The organism is Nonomuraea terrae (assembly GCF_004348995.1).
GTDB lineage: Bacteria > Actinomycetota > Actinomycetes > Streptosporangiales > Streptosporangiaceae > Nonomuraea > Nonomuraea terrae.
Genome location: NZ_SMKQ01000087.1, coordinates 1 through 19554, shown reverse-complemented (window position 1 = coordinate 19554; position 19554 = coordinate 1). Strand labels below are relative to the sequence as shown.

The following is a 19554-nucleotide window of genomic DNA, read 5'->3' as shown; positions in this document are numbered from 1 at the left end:
CTTCCCCTTCTAGCGTGGAGACCTGACCTAAGGAGAAGGTTGGGTCGTGGGAGAGACCAGACGCAGGTTCGATCCGGAGTTCCGGGCGGGCGCGGTGCGCATCGTGCGGGAGACAGGAAAGCCGATCGCGCAGGTCGCTAAGGATCTGGGCATCAATGCGGGCACGCTGGCCAACTGGGTGCAGATGGATCGGCTGGCTCGCGAGCAGGACACCAACGGTGGTGAGCTGGCCGAATCCGAGCGAGAGGAACTCGCCCGGCTGCGCCGGCAGCGAGCTGACTGGGCCAAGGAACGCGCCGAGCTGGAGATGGAGCGCGATGTGCTCAAACGCTCGGTGGTCTTGTGGGTTCGAGAGGCGATGGGCCGGTGAGCGTGGCGGCCTTCATCAGCTCCCAGAAGACCGACCACGGTGTGCCCCACGCATTGACCTGCCGGGCCTTGGGCGTCTCGCAGTCCTGGTACTACAAGTGGCGCGACCGGGCGCCGACGGCCCGGCAGCGGCGCCGCGCGAACCTGGACGCGCAGATCGAGGCGAAGTTCACCGCCTCGGGCGGCACCTACGGCAGCCCGCGCATCACCCGTGACCTGCACGAGGCGGGATGGCGGGTATCGCAGAACACCGTCGCCGGACGCATGGCCGAGCTCGGGTTAGCCGGCCGGGCGGCCAGGAAACGCCGGTCGCTGACCCGGCAGGGCAAACGGCCCGCCGCTCCCGACCTGGTCCGGCGCTCGTTCACCGCGGTCGCACCGGACGTGCTGTGGTGCGGCGACGTCACCGAGATCGTCACCGGCGAGGGCAAGCTCTACCTGGCCACCGTCGAAGATCTGTTCTCCCGCCGGCTGCTCGGCTACGCCATGTCCGAGCATCACGACGCAGCGCTGACCATCGCTTCGCTGCAGAGGGCCGCCGTCACCCGCGGCGGCACCGTCGACGGGGTGATCTTCCATACCGACCGCGGCAGCGAATACAGCGCCGCCCGCTTCCAGGCCGCCTGCCGGCACTGGGGCGTCGTCCAGTCGATGGGCCGGGTCGGGTGCGCGCTCGACAACGCCGCCGCCGAATCGTTCAACTCCACCCTCAAGGTCGAATACGTCCACCGGCACCACTTCGCCACCCGGGCCGAGGCCCGCCTCAAGATCGCCACCTGGATCGCCGACTTCTACAACACCCGCCGCCGACACAGCGCCGCTGACGGGCTGCCCCCGATCGTCTACGAGCAGCAGATCATGACCGCGCGAGCAGCCACCAAGGCGAGGTCTCAGGAGACCATCGCCGCATAACCGAGTCTCCACGCTTTCAGGGGATGGACAACAACCGGCGCGCGGCGTCTTTGAGGGCGGTCTGGGTCTCGGCCGTCTTGGCCTTGCGTACCCCGCTCACGGACCCCTCCTCGCTGCTCCCACGTACGTCGTGGCCAGACCCCTTCAAAGCAAGGGGAATGGAGCTCGGCGGACAGCCCCGCGGTTCACCCTCACGGGCGTGGGAACGGGCCGAGACCATCAACAACCTCGCCGGCGCGTAGGGCTCACCCCCCCACGGGCGTGAAGGGCGGAGATCAACCGGTATCACGAGCGCCGCACCCTCCGGTTCATCCCCGCTGCCAGGCACCCACAAGAAGGGAACCTGGCGATCCCCTGTCCGACCAGACATTTCGCAGTCGACGCCTGACCGTCGAAGCCATTCGTCCCCTCCCACGTCGTCGTGCTCGTACGGTCCAGGTCGCCGCAGGGGGAGGTGCGCGATGAGGTCGTCCTCCGCCCGCTGGATCCGGCTGACGTCGATCGGCAGGTGGTGGCAGTGATCGCGGCGGTAGTCTCGTTCCGTCACATGCATGAGCTGGCGCTCGCGCATGGGGTGTACGTCTTCCTCGCAGTGGGAGCCAGATACACCGGCGAGGGCGTCCGGGTGGCCGTGCTCGACCGCGGCGCCGACTTCTCCCACCCCGACCTGGCCGGCCAGGTCGCCGACAGGGCCGATTTCACGGTAGAGGGTGGTGTCGTCGTCGAACCGGTCGGCCTGGCGGCCGGCGACCGCGTCGTCGTCCCCGACCTACAGCCTGCCGGTGGCAGCGGCAGGCTCATGGTGGCCGAGGACGACCGGCACGGACCACTGACCGCGGCTCTGCTGGACGCCCGGGAGCGGCCCATCACGGTATGTCACACCTGTCGCCGAGCTACGATGCCCGGTCAATCGCCGCCGCGGCGCGGCGATTGACCGGGCTCGGACTGCACCGCATCGCGCAGTCCGTCACGGCCTTGGCGGCGACGCGGACCCATGACTCCGCCGAGGCGGTGGAGCAGGCCTGGATCGACGCTCACCCGCGCCTGGACGTCGCTCTGGACCTGAACGGACGTCGCAGCCGCCGGCTGGAGGCTCGCTCACCGTGAGCGAGTTCGGGTGACACCGGCGATGGCGTCCAGGCGCAGCGGCCTGCCGGAGTCCCGCAGCTCGTGCAGGGTCGGGCAGATCCAGCCGCCCTCGAGGTTCTCGTTCCAGGCGTAGATGAGGACGGCGTTGGCCTGGTTGTTCGCCGAGTGGGCGCTGCTCCAGCTGATCGCGTCCTGCAGGTGTGCCGCGATCTGCGCGGGCGTCGCCTGCTGGGTCCAGTCGTTCTGGTCCCGTAGGTAGTCCTCGGACGGCTGCGGCCCCCAGGTCGGCGGGTAGTCGTATCGGGGCCGCGCGTCCCAACCCGTCGTCACCGTCGGAATGACCTGCCCGGCCGTGGTCGCGTAATCGGACCACATGGTGGACTCGAGCTCGGTGAGCGACGAATACGCCGCCCCGAAGTTCATCCCGGTCGCGTAGCGGCTCACCGCGTCCGCCCCGACCGAGGTCTTCAGATCCGCCGCGCTCTGCGCGGTCCACCCCATGACCACGATGTACGGATCGGGCAGCCCCGCTTCGGCCGTCTTGGCCCGTATCCTGGCGACGTTGCCAGGCGTGGCATTGCTGAAGAAGTAGAGCAGCGGGCGACCACCCAGCACCTTCTGGTAGTTGGACTCGCCGAACCGCGCCACCAGATCCTGCAGATTCGCCTCGAACGCCGCGAGGAAGTTCCCGTCCAAGATGGCGCACCAGTTGACCTTGTCCCGGTGCGCGCTGGACAGATACAACTCCCTGCCCAGCCCCAACGGCGGGTCGGGGTAGTAGATGAAGGCCCAGTAGTCGATACCGGCCGCGCTGGCGTACCGGATTTCCCGATCCATGACCTCCTGGCTGTTCGCGTCGCAGTTCACCGCCTCGCTCACCTCGACGCTGATGTTGTCGACATAGAGGTCGGAGGTCACGCTCGGGTTGGTCTGGAAGATGAGCCTGTCGAACGTCGCGGTGGAGCCGAGCAACGGTATGTGGTACGCCTTGCGCACCCCGTCAACGAAGACGTCCACCCACGGCGTGCCCCCTTCGGGCGGAGCCGGATCGATGAGGACCTTGATCGAGTACCAGCTGTCGTCGGCGATGGCCTGGATGATGTTCCACGTTCCGGAGGGGGTGCGGTACGCGAGTAACGTGGCATCGCCCTCGCGGCGGGTGGCGATGTCCACGAAAGTAGTCGATCCACCGGCCAGCAGCGCTCGGGACCACCCGCCGGCGGCTGTCTCCTTCCACTCCCACCGCACGGCGATGGCTCGATCCTGGGCGGCGAACGTGCGGGTCATCATCGCCATCCCCGAGCCGGACGTGTCGTGCAGGTGCACGCTCTTGCCATCGCGATCAGGCCCGGCCACGACGGACACTCCGCAACCGGCCCCCGCCGACACGGTCCAGCCGGACGGGGCGGCTCCCGTCGCTTCCGCGTCGAAGCCCTCGTCGACCAGCACCGGCTCGGCCACGGTGATGTCGGTGTAGAACGGCAGCCGGAAGTGATACTTCTCCGGGGACAAGGCGCGGTTCACGCCGGCGCCTATCCGCCAGTCCCGGCCCCCGAAGGCGTCCCAGCGGATCGCTCCGACCAGCGTACGGCCGTTACGCGGCCGCCGCCCGACGGCGGCCGCGGCCGAGGTGGCACCTGTCAGGCCCAGCGCGGCCCCGCCCGTCACCGCCACCGCCACCTTGAGCGCGTCGCGGCGGCTCGGCGCACCCCCCAGACCAGAATCCGACCTGCGAACAGACATGACTGACCTCCATCCATCCGACACGGATGACACCCTGATCGCTACTGCTCACCGCAGCGGAACCGGCTCTGTTGCACAGCACCAGGAGAGGGCCGTGAAGCCCGGGTAAATTCGTGTTACGGACACTAACCGCGCACAACCGCCGCCGTTAGCACCAGGTTGAGCGATAATCGGACTTTCGTGACCCGTTAGCGACGCCGAAGCGCGCACCACTGGCCGGCAGAGGTCCTGCGGCCGTTCTCGGAGCCAGGGCGGATGACGCCTCCTGACGCACGGCCCTGCTCTGGCGTGCGATCGACAAACTTTGTCCTACTTTTCCTCAATCCACGCAAAGGTGCGGCCAGGTTCCCGTGAATAACATCGCACTCATGCCAGAGCGACGAGACGCAGCCGTGGGAAACCGGCCTGATTCGCAGCGACAGACGTCGGATATGACGGAGCCTGACGTGACGGTCGCCGCATACTACTTCCCGAACTACCACATTGATCCGCGCAACGAGCAGTGGCATGGCGAGGGGTGGACCGAGTGGGAGTTGGTGAAGCGGGCGACTCAGCGGTTCGAGGGGCACGAACAGCCCCGCGTTCCGCTCCATGGCTACCAGGATGAGGCTGATCCGGCCGTGATGGCGGCCAAGATCGCGATGGCCACCGAGCACGGTGTCGGCGCCTTCCTCTTCGACTGGTACTGGTACAGCGGTCGTCCTTACCTGGAGCGGCCGTTGGAGTCCGCGTTCATGCCGAACGTGACGGCCGATGACATGAAGTTCGCGGTCATGTGGGCGAATCATCACTGGAGCAACATTCATCCGTGGAAGTCCGCGACGCCGGCCACCTACCTGGAGTCCGGCAGCGTCGACGCCCAGCAGTTCGTGGCGGCGACGGACTATCTGCTGGAGCGGTACTTCAGTCACCCGGCCTACCTGCGGCTCGATGACCGGCCCTATCTGTCGATCTACGACCTGCCGACGCTGCTGGAGGGCCTCGGCGGTGTCGACCGTGCCAGGGCCGCGCTGGACGACCTGCGCGAGCGTGCAGCCCGCGCGGGGTTCCCGGAGATACACCTCAACGCCATCGCCCGGGAACAGCAGGTCCTTCCCCAGGATGGCGTCGCGATCGACGGCGCGACGCTCGTGAGCCGGTTGGGGTTCGACAGCGTGACGTCGTACGTATGGGTGCATCACCACGCGATGCCGACGCTCCTCACTCCGTACGCCGACATCCTGGCCGAAGCCGAGAAGGGCTGGGGGACCTTCGCCGCCAAGTACGATCAGCCGTACTTCCCCAACGTGACGGTCGGATGGGACCCGTCACCCCGGACGGTCCAGTCGGACCGCTACAACCCGCGCCTCGGCTACCCGCACACCAACATCATTTCCGACGCCACTCCTGAACAGTTCGGGCGAGCGCTGGAGAAGATACGCGCGTTCGCGGAGAAGACCCAGGCTCCGCTGGTGACCATCAACGCCTGGAACGAGTGGACCGAAGGCAGTTACCTGGAGCCCGACACCGTGTACGGATACGGACACCTCGAGCAGATCCGCCGGGTATTCGGGACGCCGCACCGGCCCGAACAGTCCGCCGCCCGGGCCGGCAGCGCGCAGTAGGCCGCGCCAGGCCGTGGACCACCGACTTGACAGGACAACGAGAGGATGTGGCTGTCCGATGAGCGGCGATGCCGATCCGCGATCGCCGGACGACGATCGCCGGCTTTCCCCCTACACCGGCTGGACGCGGCGGCACCTGCTGTACCTCGCCGACCGGTCGCTGCTGGCGTTGCGGCCCTGGTCGACCCCCGGCCACGCGCGGTTCGACCTTCCTGGACCGCCGTCTGACGCGGGACCGATCGTCGGCGGGCTGGAGGCGTTCGCACGTTCGTTCCTCGCGGCCGGTTTCCGGCTGTCGGCAGCGGAGTCCGATCCGCATGACCATGCCGGCTGGTACGCGCGTGGCCTGGCCACCGGCACCGATCCAGCGTCCGCGGAGCGCTGGCCGTCGCTCGCGGATGCCCAGCAGGCGAGGGTCGAGGCGGCGCTGATCGCGATCGCGTTGCACGAGTCGCGTCGATGGATCTGGGACAACCTGACGCCCCGAGTGCGGGAACAGGTGGTCGATTGGCTGGCGGGCTCCGTCGGCGCCTGGTACCCCGACAGCAACTGGCAGTGGTTCCAGAACGTGACCCACGCTTTCCTGCGTTCGGTCGGTGGCCCGTACGACCAGGCGAAGATCGAGGAGAACCTCGAGTTCCTGGACACCTGCTATCTGGCCGACGGCTGGTACAGCGACAACCGGCCGGACGGGCGCGGCGGCAACATCGACTGGTACGCCGGCTGGGTGATGCAGCAGTTCTCGTTGTGGTACTGCCGCATCTCAGCCGGGGAGCCGGGAATAGCCGAGCGTCAGGCCTTGTACGCCGAGCGGCTCAAGGCGTATCTGGCCGGCGCGGGAGAGCTGTTCGGTGCGGACGGCGCGCCGCTCTATCAGGGCCGGTCCCTGGTGTACCGCCACGCGGCGGTCGGCGCGCTGTGGACGGGAGCCGTCTTCGACGCCAATCCGTACTCGCCCGGCCGGCTTCGTCGTACGTGTATGGGGGCCATCAAGTACTTCGTCGAGCGAGGCGCGTTCGACGGAGACGGTCTGCTCAGCCCCGGCTGGCTCGGCCGATTCGAGGCGATGCGCGAGTCGTACATATCGCCGGGTTCGCCGTACTTTGCCAGTCTTGGGCTGACCGGGCTGGTGCTGCCGGAATCCCATCCGGTATGGGCGGATGTCGAGCAGCCGGCTCCGATCGACCTCGAGGATCGGGTCGGTGCGATCCGGCCGATCGGCTGGCTGGTCTCCGGCACCGCCTCGGACGGTATCGTCCGGGTGATCAACCATGGCGTCGATTACAGCGGTGCGGTGCCGATGGGCGAGAGACCGCTCTACAACCGGTTCGGCTACTCGACCGCCACCGCCCCCGTGCCGCTGTTGTCGGCAGGGGAGGCCGTGGACAACCAGGTCGCGCTGATCGACCAGAGCGGACGCTGGTCCCAGCGGCCGCTGATCGACTTGATCAGCATCAACGATCATCGAGCTGAGAGCCGGCAGCCGGCGAGATTCGCCCGAGCGGAGCCGGCTGAAGGGTTCGACACCGGACCCGAGCTGACCTGCATCTCACTGGTGCGTGGATCGGTCGAGGTGCGCGCGGTGCGGATCGAGTCCGCTGTCCAGGCCGAGGCCTTGGTGATGTCCGGATTCGCGGTCCCGCGAAAGCCGGCGCCGGGGGCCAGGACGGATCTCGTGAGCGCGGTTGCGCCGCTGACGGACGGTGGGTCGACCGGCACCACCGTTCATCCCGTCGAAACCGCGTTCGGTGCCGATCTGGAAGTCCCCTGGTGCCGGTTCGACGCCCCGGAATCGAATCGATGGTACGTGGTCGCGGTCAGCTTGGGCGACCGCGCGCCCACCTGGCCGGCCGTCGAGCCAGACCGCTCCGGCCGGCTGGTCGTGACGTGGCCGGGCGGGGCGATCGAGCACATCTGACTCGATCGCCACCAGGGCGCACTCGGCCACCGATGCGGCAGGCCGGCATCGAACCACGACCCTTTTTTCATTCACCCGTTTCCTGGCCCGAACCAGCGTGATAGGGCTGGAGGATCGGCCGCGAAAAACTGCCGGAAATCGCGGGGCTTGAATTCCCGCGGCGTCCGTTCCACGTTGCCACCGTCGCGTGCGACCGTGCGGGCGCGTGTCGCTCAGGGGCCAGGTCTGCCTGCGACTCAGGCCAACCCTGTCCTAGTTTTGGTCAACTCTGTTGATGGTGCCCTTCGGTACTCCTCAATAACATCCCAGCAAGACCCCAGCAATGACGCGGGCATCGCCGGTAGGGCTGCGCCTTCGAATTGTGCACCGATGGGCTTAGTGCCGATGAGCGAGAAATAATGATCAACGCATATCACTCTCCACATTGCCGCAGCGAACATGTGGTTCTTCCGCAGAAAGACGGCACCACCCTTGCCGGCCGGGTGGGACCCGTCGCCCCGAGCTGTTCGGTCCGGCACAACGCCTGCGACGAGTGGTCCAAGGGCCGTCACCTGCAGCCCGATACGGAGCACGAAGCCGGACATCCGGAGCAGATCCGGCGGGTTGTGAGCAGTTGATCCGGACGCCGGCGGAACAGGATCAGCCCGCGTTGGCCGGATCGGGGCGAGGAGGACACCATGGCCATGATCGTCGACAACAGGCCCACGACCGGCGGCACCGCCGCGGTCCCGCGGGCGTCACGGCGGTTTCAGCGGCTACGCCAGGACAAACTATTGGTCGCGCTCGGTGTGCCGGGCGCGACCGCCCTGATCCTTTTCCAGTATCTTCCGCTGCTCGGCAACATCATCGCGTTCCAGGACTACGAGCCCTACTTGGGCATCGCGGAGGCGCCGTTCGTCGGGCTGCAGAACTTCTCGTTCCTCTGGGACGGAAACCCGGCGTTCCTGACCGCCGTCGCCAACACGTTGATCCTGACCGTCGTGCAGACCATCTTCGTGTTCCCGGTTCCGTTGCTGCTGGCACTGCTCCTGAACAGCCTGGCCGGTGAGCGGCTGAAGCGGCTCCTGCAGTCGATTCTCTATCTGCCGCACTTCCTGTCGTGGGTGATCGTGGTCGCGATCTTCCAGCAGATGCTCGGCAACGCGGGCATGCTGAACACGTTCCTGGTGCAGAACGACCTGCCGATGATCGAGATCATCGGCGTGCCCGAGCTGTTCAAGGCGCTGCTCACCTCGCAGGTGATCTGGAAGGACGCCGGCTGGGGAACGATCATCTTCCTCGCCGCGCTCGCGCAGATCAACCAGGAGCAGTACGAGGCCTCGGCGGTCGACGGCGCGAACGGCCGGCAGCGGCTCTGGCACATCACGCTGCCCTCCCTGAAGGGGATCATCATCCTGTTGCTGATCTTGCGTCTCGGCGACAGCCTGTCGGTCGGCTTCGAGCAGATCATCCTGCAGCAGGGCCCGGTCGGGGCCGAGGCCAGCGAGGTTCTGGACACCTGGGTCTACAACTACGGCATCGTCGGCGGCGACTGGGGCATGGCCACCGCGGCGGGCCTGGTGAAAAGCGTCGTCGGGGTCCTCATAGTGATCGGTGCGAACAAGCTGGCCCACATGTTCGGAGAACAGGGGGTTTACCAGAAGTGAGCACGATGGAGAAGTCGCCCGCCCAGGCACGATCCGGCAAGCGTCCGGTGTGGATGGAGCGGCCCAACCCCCTGGTGCAACTGGCGAAGGCGCTCGCCCTGGGCGTTTCCGTCCTGCTGGTCGTCATCCCGTTCTGGTCGGTGATCGCGACCTCGCTCGCGGATCAGAAGACGATCAACGACTCCGGCGGCGGCATGGTGCTGTGGCCGGGGAGCGTGTCGTTCGACGCGTACCAGGCGATCTTGTCCGGCGGAGTGGTCACGCGAGCCGTGGCCATCTCGGTCGGGATCACCGTCGTCGGGACCGCGTTGTCGCTGGCCGCCACCGCCGGGCTGGCCTACTGGCTGTCCAGGCGTGGCGCGTTCGGTGCCCGGCCGATGCTGATGCTGGTGCTCGGCGCCATCCTGTTCAGCCCCGGGCTGATCCCCAGCTACCTCATGGTGAAGCAACTCGGTCTGCTGGACTCCTGGTGGTCGCTGATCTTGCCGGTGATGGTGAACGCCTTCAACGTGGTCGTGATGCGGGCCTTCTTCCAGGGACTGCCCCGCGAGTTGTTCGACTCGGCGGCCGTCGAGGGCGCCTCCAGCGCTACCACCTTGGTCAAGATCGTGCTGCCGCTGTCCAAGGCGGTCCTCGCCGTCGTCGGCCTGTTCTACGCCGTTGGCTATTGGAACGCGTTCTTCAACGCGATGCTGTACATCCAGAGCACGGACAAGTGGCCGATGTCTCTGGTGCTGCGCACCTATGTGGTGAACCAGACGACCATCGGCGGTGAGCAGGTCGGCGCCGGAGCCGAGGCCATGCCTCCGCAGCTTCCGTTGCAAATGGCGATCCTGGTTGTCGCTCTGGTTCCGATCCTGGTCGTCTATCCCTTCTTGCAGCGGCACTTCGCCAAGGGAGTCATGACCGGCGCGGTCAAAGGTTGACGTGCACGGCTGGCCAACAGCCGCGGGTATTCAACAGGAGGAAGAAATGTCGGAGAGGGCATTTGGGCGCCGGTCGTTTCTGGTGGGCACAGGCGGAGCCGCGGTGCTCCTGGGCATGGGATCGGTCTCCGGATGCGGCACCGGCGGTGCCGCGCGCCAAGCGAACACGGTGGCGTCGAACGCCAAAGTCGTCCTGCCGGCGTACGTCCCGTACGCGGGGATCACACCCGACCTTCCGGCAACCGCCGAAGGGGTCGAGGCGGCCTTTCGCCATTTCCCCAAACAACGCCCCAAGTCGGTGCCGGAAAAGCCCGGGAACGGCGAGACGATCAACGGGATGAGCCATATCTACTTGCCCGTCCCGCCCGGCGTCGACAGGAACAGCTATTGGGCCGGCTTGAACGATCGGCTCGGCATCGACTTGAAGCTTCAGATGGTCCCTGCCGCCGACTACGAGCAGAAGTTCGCCACCACGATCGCCGGTAACGAGCTGCCCGACGTCATGCAGCTGCGGCCGGTGTCCAACTTGCCGGCGCTGCTGGACAGGCAGTTCACCCGGCTGGACGACTACCTTGCCGGCGACGCGATCAAGAAGTATCCGAACCTTGCCAACATCCCCACCCAGCACTGGAAGGCGACCGTGTTCAACGGTGGGATCTACGGCATACCGATCCCGCGTGGCGCGGTCAGCGTGTACCACTTCATTCGCCAGGACCTGTTCGAGGCGGCCGGTGTGTCACCTGAGCCGAAGGGACTCACCGAGCTGACCGAGACCGCGAAGGTCCTGACCGACCCGAAGGCGCGGCGCTGGGCCTTCGGCCACTGGAACGGGGTGCAGCAATATCTGCTCATGATGAACGGGGCGCCGAACGGCTGGCGCGCGGAAGGCGGCCGGCTCGTCCATCAGTTCGAGACCGAAGAGCACAAGCAGGCAATCGCCGACCTCGCCCAGCTGTGGTCGGCCGGCATCATGCACCCCGACGCGTTCTCGGACCAATTTCCGGCCGCGAACCTCTTCGCGGCGGGAACCGTCGCGGTGAACTTCTTCGACGGCTACCTCGGCTGGAACACGTACATCCAGAACGGCGCCTCGAACCCGGATTTCAAGCTCGCTCTGATGCCCGTCTACACCCGTGACGGCAGCGAACTGGCTTCGTGGTTCCGGGGCTACGTGACCAACGTCTCGATCACCGGGCTGAAGAAGCAGAGCGACCCCAAGAAGATCGAGCTGATCCTGCGGATGCTGAACTGGCTGGCCGCCCCGTTCGGCACGGAGGAGTACGTCTACCGGGTGTTCGGCGAGGAGGGCGTCGATCATACGGTCAACGGCGACGGCGACCCCACGCTCACGCAGACCGGCCTGACGAACACGGCGGTCCCGATCCGCTACCTGTCCGACGCCCCGGCCGTCATCTACCAGCCGGGCCGGTCGCAGGACGCCGACGTGCAGCACGCGTACCAGACGAAGGTGCTCGCGAAGTCGACGCTCAACCCGACCGTCGGCCTGTTCTCCAACACCCACGCCTCGAAGAACACGGCCGTCGAAAAGGCGTTCACCAACGGGGTGAAGGAGATCGTGCAGGGACGGAAGCCGATCAGCACGCTGGACGACCTGGTCAAGACGTGGCGAAGCAGCGCCGGCGACGCCATGCGCAAGGAGTACGAAGGGCAGTTGTAGGGCCGGGGCGTTGAGCTTGGCGGTGGCCGGACACGGCCGGCCACCGTGCCGGTCGTCGAGGTCGCCGGGCCTGGCTAACCGCCGGTCCTGGGCTCGAAACGTGCACCGCTCACCGGCAGGGGGAGCACCGCGGAGGAGTGGTAGTGGGTCTCACCGGCGAGCGCACGCTTTCTGTACGCGGACGGGCTGAGGCCGTAGGCGGTCTTGAATCGCCGGGCGAAGTAACCGGCGTCGTCCCAGCCGAGCTGGGCCCCGATGTGGGCGATCGGCTGATCGGTCTGCACCAGAAGCCTGGCCGCGGCCTGTACGCGCAGCCGATTGAGGTAGGCGATCGGTGGTATGCCCAGATCGCGCTGGAACAACCGGACGAGGTGCGTTCTCTCCGTCGACGTGGCGGCGGCGAGTTCGGCGAGCGTCCACGCACGTCCTGGTTTGTCCTCCATCAACTGCGCGGCCCGGGAGACGGCGGGATGGAGCGAGGTGATCGAGCGACGGTGCATCGAGTGATCGGCGGACCAGGAACGGTTCAGGATGTCGAGGTAGATCAGCAGGTGCCCCACGACCTGGATGCGCGAGCGCCGTGCGGCGGCCACATCACTCATGCTGTGCAGTTCCGCGATCGCCATGCTCAGGTCATAGGGACTTAGCTGGACGCGCTGCGGCAGCGGCAAGGTCGACGTGTGCACCGTCTGCATCAGAGGTAGCTCCGCGTCGAGGAACGACAAGGTGCTGTCGATCAGCTCTGGAGCGACGAAGCAGTCGAAGACCACGAGGTCCTCACACTGGCCGTAGGCGTGCCATTGGTTCGGCGGAATCACGACGGCGCTACCCGGCCGGATGGGATAGTCGCCGTCGGCGGCGATGTGCAGCCCCTGGCCCCGGGTGACGAGGGCTATCTCGAAGAAGTCATGGTCATGTGCCGCGAGATCGGTGTCGAGTTGATGGCGGTCCGCCCAGACCGGCAGGCCGTCCGGATTGAAGACGGCGGTCCGCTCGTAGCGAGGCCTTGATCGTCTGTAGGTCAATTTCGTCCTACTTTCCCGCAACACGGCGACGGTTTTGCCAGTTCCCTATCCAATAACATCACAGTCACGTCCAAGCAAGAGTGCGATGGATCTGCCGATGTGACGGCATCGTGACGGGCTCACAATCTGGTGACACGACTCGACGGAGGTAGTGATGAAGCGTCCGGAGACGCTGTTGGTCATGGGGTGCGACACGATGCGGTCGCAGTTCGGCGCATCCGAGTTGGCGCGGCTTCGTACGGTGGCCGCGGTCGGTGAGCCCCTCGTGACCGATGAGCTGGGCTCTCGCGCTGCCCGTGCTCGCTTGGCCGAGGTCGAGGTGCTGATCACCTCCTGGGGGTGCCCGCCGCTCGACGAGGACGTGCTCAACGCCGCGCCCCGGCTGCGAGCCGTGCTGCACGCCGCGGGCAGCGTCCGAGGACATGTCGGCGAAGCCGTTTTCGACCGCGGGATCGTGGTCACCACCGCGGCCGGTGTGAACGCCGAACCGGTCGCGCGCTACACGGTGGCAGCGGTGCTGTGGGCGTTCAAGAAGGTTCCGTTCCTGGCACAGGACGCCCGCCGGTTCCGGGACGACTGGGCCTACCGCGACCGCCGGGGGGAGCTGAGCGGTCGCGATCGGACGGTGGTGATCGTGGGCTTCTCCCGGGTCGGGCGGCGCGTGGTCACCCTGCTCAGGGCCCTGCATGACGGTCCCATCCTGGTGGTGGACCCGTTCGCGGAGCCGGCCGAGGTGATCGCGGCGGGTGCTGAACCGGCCGGCCTGGCCGCGGCGTTGCCGCGTGCGGACGTGCTGTCGCTGCACGCGCCGGCCCTGCCCGAGACGCGGCGCCTGATCGGCGACGCCGCACTGGCGGCGCTCCGGCCGGGCGCCACTCTGATCAACACGGCTCGCGGGCCTCTGGTGGACACCGCGGCACTTGAGCGTGCCTGCGTTTCCGGCCGTATCGACGCCATCCTCGATGTGACCGACCCCGAGCCGCTGCCCAGGTCATCACCGCTCTACGACCTTCCGAACGTCGTGCTGACGCCGCATGTGGCGGGCTCCATGGGAGCGGAGACGCGCAGCATGGCCGATGCGGCCCTCACCGAGCTTGAGCGGTACGCCGCCGGCCTGCCCCCGCTGAGTCCGATCACCCTGCAGAGCCTGGCGATACAGGCATAACCCAGCGCACCCGGCTTCGATCGCCTCACCGTCAAACGTTCGAACAGCAGGAGTCCGCGTCTCAGCGAAAGGTCCCCCGTACCTGTGCTCTCCGAGACCCTCAGCCGCTTGTTCGAGGAACCGCCTCACGACTTCGGTCCCACACCGGCGTGGTGGTGGTCGGGTGCGAAGGTCACCCGAGAACGACTCGAGTGGCAGATGCGCAAATTCGCCGCGGGCGGCGTCCACAACCTCGTCGTGATCAATCTGGGCCCCGCGGGACCGGCGTTCAGCGCCCAAGCCGACGATCCGGCGTGGTTCAGCGAGGAATGGTGGGCACGTTTCACCGACGCCTGCGATATCGCGCGGCAACTCGGGATGCGCCTGTGGTTCTACGACCAGATCGGCTTCTCCAGCGCCAACGTCCAGGGCGGCATCACGCACCGGCACCCCGAGACGGCGGGACAGGCACTGCGCTGCCGCCACGCCGTCGTCACCGGTGGCCGAGCCGACCTGCTCGCCGCGGAATCCCTGATCGGCGCGTACAGCCAGGACGGCCGCCAGGTTCACCTGCCGGACACCCCCGACGGCACCGACGTCCTGCTGATCACCGCCGTGCCGACGGCTTTCGACTACCTCGCCCCGCACGCCGTCGAACTGCTCATGGACGCCGTCCACGGCGAATTCGACCGGCGACTCCCGCACTACTTGGGCAACGTCATCGCCGGTAGCTTCCAGGACGAGCTTCCCGCCACCAACTCCTGGACGGCCCGTTTCCCCGAGGAGTTCATGGCGCGCCGAGGGTATGACCTTCTGGAGCATCTGCCTGCGCTGTTCCGGCGGGGCGACCGGCAGGCCGCCAAGGTGCGGACCGACTACTACGCCGTCCGTGCCGAACTCACCGAGGAAGCCCTCTTCAAGCCTCTTGGAGCCTGGCACGAAGCCCGCGGCATGCTGGTAGGGGCAGACCCGACCCACCCGGCACGCTCCGCATACCCCACGCAGGCCACGCAGATCTACACCGACTACTTCCGCACGCACCGCTGGTACAACGCCGCGGGCAGCGACCACGAGGGCGATTCCAAGGTCCACTCCTCCATGGCCCACCTGTACGGGCACGAGCGCGTCTGGATCGAGGCGTTCCACTCCTCCGGCTGGGGCGGCACGCTGGCGGAGACCTACGACTGGCTGCTGCCCTTCCTGCGCGCGGGCGCCAACCTGTACAACCCGCACGCGAGCTATTTCGGCACCGCGGGCGGCTGGTTCGAATGGGCTCCCCCGTCGACCGACTGGCGCCAGCCGTACTGGAAGCAGTACCCCGCCTTCTCGCGTGCCGTCTCCCGCATCGCGTCGATCATGTCGTGGGGTACGTACAGCGCCGGCGTCGCCGTGCTGCATCCGACGACCTCGGCACAGGCCCTGCTGCCGCTGGACCTTCCTGTCGACCATTTCGGTGACGGGTATGTCGGCGACGCGGACCTGGACGCGGCGCAGCACGACTATCTCCGGCTGTGCGGCACCAACAACTGGTTCTACACCCGGATCGCCGAGCTGGATCGACAGCGCATCGCCTTCGGCGTCATCGACGACGACTCCCTCCAGCGGGCCCAGATCTCCAAAGGTGGCCTGCACGTGGCCGGCCTGCGGTACGCGGCGGTGCTGCTGCCGTCGGCGAGCGTGCTGGAAGAAGGAACCGCGCGACAGCTCATCGCTTTGCTGGACGCGGGCGGGCGTGTGGTGGTCGTGGGCCGCATGCCGTCCTTCGCGGCGGGAATGGACGGAGACGACTCCGTGGTCGCCGCACTGGCCGCCCATCCGCTCCTCGAACGTGCCGCGGACGCCCAGTCCGGCGCCAAGGCCGTGGCCCGCCTCGCCGGCTACGCCACGGGCGACGTCCCCCTCCTCGTCCGCCGCGACGGAGCCGAGGCCGTCGCCCTGGTGACCGGAGCCTTCCCCAACGCGACCGCCCACCCGCTGCGCGACGCCCCGCAAGGGAGGTGGGAGGACTACGACTTCGACCCCGCGCGCTACGCCGCGGTCTCGACCGTCCGGGTCGACGCCGTCGTCGCGGAAGCCGAGGTGCTGAACCCTGCCACCGGCGAGCGGCAGGCCGCCGACGTCACGGTGACCGGACGTCGGTCCACGATCAAGGTGCCGCTGGACGGCGCCCCCGCCGCTATCGTGGCCTGGCGGGAAGGCGAAGCACCTCCCGCGGCACCCGAGGCGCCCGCGCCTGCCACCATCGCGACGGACCTCTCCAGCGGCTGGTCCGGCCGGCTCGTCCCCACCATGGACAACACGTGGGGCGACATGGCGCTGCCCGCCGCGTCAGTCGACCACCTGCAGATCTGGAGCTTCACCTGGCGGAACGGAGACACCGAGCAGGCGGCGAGGGCGACCTACGGCAACCGCGTCCGCGTGCTCGGGCCCGTTCCGGCCGAGCAGGCGCCGGCCCCGCTGGACCGCGACGCCGTCCGGCACGTCCTTGCCGGTGAACGGCCGCTGGTCGACGACGATGCGGGATGGGAGGTCTCGCTCTATTCCTCCAGCCGTGGCGCGGCCGATCCCGGGCGCGGCGTTCTCGGCCACAAGGGCCTGGTCTACGAGGAGTTCATCCGCGCCGGGAAGCCGGAGGCAGGCACGATCTCGCGGGTGCGCGCCATTGTCGAGAGCGACCGGCTCGGTGCCGCCGAGCTGATCGTCGGGGCCGCGGCCGGCAAACGCCTGTGGTGGAACGGCGTGGAGTTCCCGGCCGGTGACGGCTATCTGGCCAGGGCCCGGATCGAGATCGACCAACGCCTCAACGTCATCGAATACGAACTGTCCGAGGCCGAGCTCCATGTCGGCCTCGGGACGCCCGGCGAGGCCGAACCCCTCGGCAGCTTCTTCTGCCTGACGCGTCCCGGCGAGTTCCCGCCCCGGCCGCAGTTCATGCGGCTGCCTCCGGCGGCGCGTCCCGACGGCCAGGTCACCTACCGCGCCCGCGTACACCTCTGGCAGGATGCCTCCGAGAGCGTCCTCGTTGTCGGCGCCGCCACCGGCGTCACCGTCTTCCTGGACGGCGCCGTGGTCGCCCGGCAGGAGAGGGTCGAGTACTACGGTTCCGACTGGGCCGTGACGCCCGACTATTTCCGTCACGACCTCAGTCTGGAGGCGGGCGAGCACCTGCTGGAGATCGTCGCCGACAGCACGCAGGCTCGGGACGTGGTCTACGCCGACTTCGTCGCCCGTACGGACTCCTCGGTCGTCACCCTGGTCAGCGGCCCCGGTTGGGAGGCCGAGACCGGCGGCTGGAGAGGGCGCACCATTGAACACCGCGGCCGCTGGGCCGAACTGCAGCCCTGTCACGCGGCCGTACGACCGCACCCGCTGCCCGGAACGGAATGGCTGCACGGAGCCCCGGAACTCGGCGCGACGGTGGATGCGATCCGCGTCACGGACGACTTCGCGCCGGCGCCGCAACGGCTGCGAACCACCCTGCCAGCCGGGGCGATCTCGGTGCATCTGCCCCTCCTCCTCAGCGCGCGGGTATCGCTGGACGGCGTCGAACAACCGCTCCGCGGAACCACGCTCGGCCTCGGCCGTCCCCTGCAGGCGCCCGCCGAACTGGAGATCGTCACCGAACCCACCGCCATCCTGCGCGGCGGCGGCGTGCTGTCCGGCCCGGTGACCGTCCGCACCGCCGAGGCGCCTGTCCCGCTGGGCGACTGGCACGCCTTGGGCCTTGCCGGATGGAGCGGTGGGATGCGGTACTCCCGCACGGTGCCGGTTCCGTCCGGATCCGACCCGGTGCTCGATCTCGGCCGGGTACGCGGCACCGTCGAGGTGGCGGTCGACGGCGAGAAGGTAGGGGAAGCCTTCTGCGGCCCGTACCGGTTCCCCCTGCCCGGCACCGCAGGCCGCACGGTACGGATCGACATCACGGTGTACAACACGCTGGCGCCGTTCCTCCACGAGTCCACCCCTACGGCCTGGACGTTCCCCTCCCAGCTGATCTCCGGCCTGCTCGGCCCCGTCACTCTGCTCACTCCGCAGACGGCAGAACGGTAGGCCTTGAAAATTTACTTGTGGATATGACAGATCAGGCGATGGACTGGTGGCAGGCCACGCCCGCCGGGCGATGGCCTCGGCGGACGCATGACCCGTCACCTCTCGGTGTTACCTGAGCCGGTAGGCCCAAATGATGGTCTGCTCGATCGTGTTGCCGGCCGTGTCGGCGGCTTGCACGCGCAGGGAGACGAAGCCGGACCCGCCGCGCGCGGGGTGCTTGACACCGACGGTGGACAGGCCCTGCCCGCCGCGCACGGTCAGCTCCTGCCAGTTGACGCCGTCGTCGAAGGAGGCCCAGACCTTGGCGGCGGCTACATTCGGCCCTTGCGGTTGGCTCTGGCTTACGTTGACGCCGAAGGTGTAGGGCAGGCCGCGCGGCGCCGTGTTCTCCAGGTCGAGCCGGAGGTCGTAATCGATGAACAGCAGCGGGACCGGAGCCGTTCCCGACGCCGGTGCCTCGGAGGTGAACGTCCACGCCGCCCTGGTGGCTGGCGCCATGGCCAGCGAGGGCCGAGCAACCCCTGGCAGACGATGAGAGAGCGGCTTACCGCGGCCGCACATGATGTACGTGGACGACATCGTGCAGCAGCAAGGCCAGCGAGACGCGCGCCCGGGCCTACCCGGCTGGGGCCCTCTCAGTCTCGCGCTCAAGGTCTGGCCAACTTCCGCGCCGCGAGCTGCTCCAAGCCCGTCCGCGGCCTGGTCAATCTTCATGAAAATGCACGTCATACCGGGAGTCGTCAGAAGCTCACGGGGCATTGTCGCGTGGCGCCCCACACCATGTCCGAGGAGCACCATGTCGCTGTCACGCTTCATCGCCTCATCGGGACTGGGGCTCGTGCTGGCGACGGGCTGCGCCGGCACCTCTACGATGCAGGCCGCACCTGCCGGCCCAGCCTCCCGGACCGCCGAGGCGCAGCCGGCCTTCCGCCAACCGCCGGAGCTGAGAAGCAGCAACGGCCTACTGCGCGTGCGGCTGGTGGTGGAACAACGCACCGTACGACTGGCCGGCCAGGACGTACAGGTGATGACCTACAACGGCCACTACATGCCGCCGACCATCCGCCTGCGCCCCGGCGACCGGCTCGACCTGACCCTCGTCAACCGTCTGGGTGACCACACCAACCTGCACACCCACGGCTGGCACGTATCGCCGAGCGGCAACTCCGACAACATCTACCTGCACATCATGCCGGGGCAGAGCTATCACTACAGCTATCGGCTGTCGAAGGATTTCGCCCCCGGCACCTACTGGTACCACTCGCACGCACATCCGCACGCGGAGCCGCAGGGGGCCTGCCCCCGAAGTGTGGACACCTTGAGTACCGGATGATGGAGATCCGGAGACAAGGAGTTCCACGTGGCGATGAAGTCGTATCCGCCGGAGTTCAAGGCGGACGCCGTCGCTTTGTATCTGTCCGATCCGGGACGGACGTTGGCCTCGGTGGCC

The 19554-nt window shown here is 67.8% G+C and carries 14 protein-coding genes and 1 pseudogene; 12 read left to right on the top strand and 3 right to left on the bottom strand.

Going from position 1 to position 19554, the window contains the following annotated elements; genetic code table 11:
* The first annotated feature begins 46 nt into the window (after window positions 1-46).
* The 3 genes from E1286_RS50420 to E1286_RS25345 all read left to right on the top strand — a co-directional run bounded on the left by E1286_RS50420 (window position 47) and on the right by E1286_RS25345 (window position 2215).
* Window positions 47-370, top strand: coding sequence for a transposase (locus E1286_RS50420; RefSeq protein WP_132616122.1), 324 nt, complete (start codon window positions 47-49; stop codon window positions 368-370).
* The gene (locus E1286_RS25350) at window positions 367-1281 is read left to right on the top strand and encodes an IS3 family transposase (protein WP_132616120.1); all 915 of its coding nucleotides are present in this window, start codon (window positions 367-369) and stop codon (window positions 1279-1281) included. Before E1286_RS50420 ends, E1286_RS25350 begins: the two co-directional genes overlap by 4 nt.
* 454 nt (window positions 1282-1735) lie before the next feature.
* Entirely contained in the window at window positions 1736-2215 is a 480-nt protein-coding gene (locus E1286_RS25345; RefSeq protein WP_132616118.1) for a DUF2637 domain-containing protein, read from the top strand.
* A 164-nt stretch (window positions 2216-2379) separates the two neighbouring features.
* On the opposite strand, the gene E1286_RS25340 is transcribed toward E1286_RS25345, so the two are convergent.
* The gene (locus tag E1286_RS25340) at window positions 2380-4113 is read right to left on the bottom strand and encodes a glycoside hydrolase family 71/99 protein (RefSeq protein WP_132616116.1); all 1734 of its coding nucleotides are present in this window, start codon (window positions 4111-4113) and stop codon (window positions 2380-2382) included.
* A 446-nt stretch (window positions 4114-4559) separates the two neighbouring features.
* Here E1286_RS25340 and E1286_RS25335 point away from each other — a divergent pair, with 446 nt between their 5' ends.
* The 5 genes from E1286_RS25335 to E1286_RS25315 all read left to right on the top strand — a co-directional run bounded on the left by E1286_RS25335 (window position 4560) and on the right by E1286_RS25315 (window position 11885).
* A complete protein-coding gene (locus E1286_RS25335) occupies window positions 4560-5717 on the top strand; it encodes a glycosyltransferase WbsX family protein (RefSeq protein ID WP_165969906.1) in 1158 nt (385 codons plus the stop codon).
* A 58-nt stretch (window positions 5718-5775) separates the two neighbouring features.
* Window positions 5776-7635, top strand: a complete 1860-nt coding sequence (locus E1286_RS25330; protein ID WP_132616112.1) for a DUF2264 domain-containing protein — start codon at window positions 5776-5778, stop codon at window positions 7633-7635.
* A gap of 677 nt (window positions 7636-8312) precedes the next feature.
* Window positions 8313-9281 carry an ABC transporter permease gene (locus tag E1286_RS25325; RefSeq protein WP_223190355.1) on the top strand — a complete coding sequence of 323 codons (969 nt, stop codon included), beginning with the start codon at window positions 8313-8315 and terminating at the stop codon, window positions 9279-9281.
* A gap of 5 nt (window positions 9282-9286) precedes the next feature.
* Window positions 9287-10207 carry a carbohydrate ABC transporter permease gene (locus E1286_RS25320; RefSeq protein WP_132616140.1) on the top strand — a complete coding sequence of 307 codons (921 nt, stop codon included), beginning with the start codon at window positions 9287-9289 and terminating at the stop codon, window positions 10205-10207.
* Between the two features lies 1 nt (window position 10208).
* Window positions 10209-11885: an extracellular solute-binding protein gene (locus tag E1286_RS25315; protein ID WP_132616110.1), complete on the top strand. Its 1677-nt coding sequence runs from the start codon at window positions 10209-10211 to the stop codon at window positions 11883-11885.
* 74 nt (window positions 11886-11959) lie between these two features.
* Here E1286_RS25315 and E1286_RS25310 read toward each other — a convergent pair whose 3' ends face one another.
* Complete coding sequence (locus E1286_RS25310) at window positions 11960-12910, bottom strand: AraC family transcriptional regulator (protein WP_165969905.1); 951 nt, start codon at window positions 12908-12910, stop codon at window positions 11960-11962.
* Window positions 12911-13064: 154 nt separating this feature from the next.
* Here E1286_RS25310 and E1286_RS25305 point away from each other — a divergent pair, with 154 nt between their 5' ends.
* Both E1286_RS25305 and E1286_RS25300 read left to right on the top strand, forming a co-directional pair.
* On the top strand, window positions 13065-14075 hold the full coding sequence (locus tag E1286_RS25305) for a hydroxyacid dehydrogenase (RefSeq protein WP_246075114.1): 1011 nt from the start codon (window positions 13065-13067) through the stop codon (window positions 14073-14075).
* Window positions 14076-14273: 198 nt separating this feature from the next.
* Window positions 14274-18104: a glycosyl hydrolase gene (locus tag E1286_RS25300; protein ID WP_223190353.1), complete on the top strand. Its 3831-nt coding sequence runs from the start codon at window positions 14274-14276 to the stop codon at window positions 18102-18104.
* 108 nt (window positions 18105-18212) lie between these two features.
* Here E1286_RS25300 and E1286_RS25295 read toward each other — a convergent pair whose 3' ends face one another.
* Window positions 18213-18602, bottom strand: coding sequence for a hypothetical protein (locus E1286_RS25295; protein WP_132616102.1), 390 nt, complete (start codon window positions 18600-18602; stop codon window positions 18213-18215).
* Window positions 18603-18900: 298 nt separating this feature from the next.
* On the opposite strand from E1286_RS25295, the gene E1286_RS25290 reads away from it, so the two are divergent.
* Both E1286_RS25290 and E1286_RS52140 read left to right on the top strand, forming a co-directional pair.
* Complete coding sequence (locus E1286_RS25290; RefSeq protein ID WP_132616100.1) at window positions 18901-19437, top strand: multicopper oxidase domain-containing protein; 537 nt, start codon at window positions 18901-18903, stop codon at window positions 19435-19437.
* A 27-nt stretch (window positions 19438-19464) separates the two neighbouring features.
* Window positions 19465-19554: pseudogene (locus E1286_RS52140) on the top strand (NUDIX hydrolase); the annotation flags it as partial.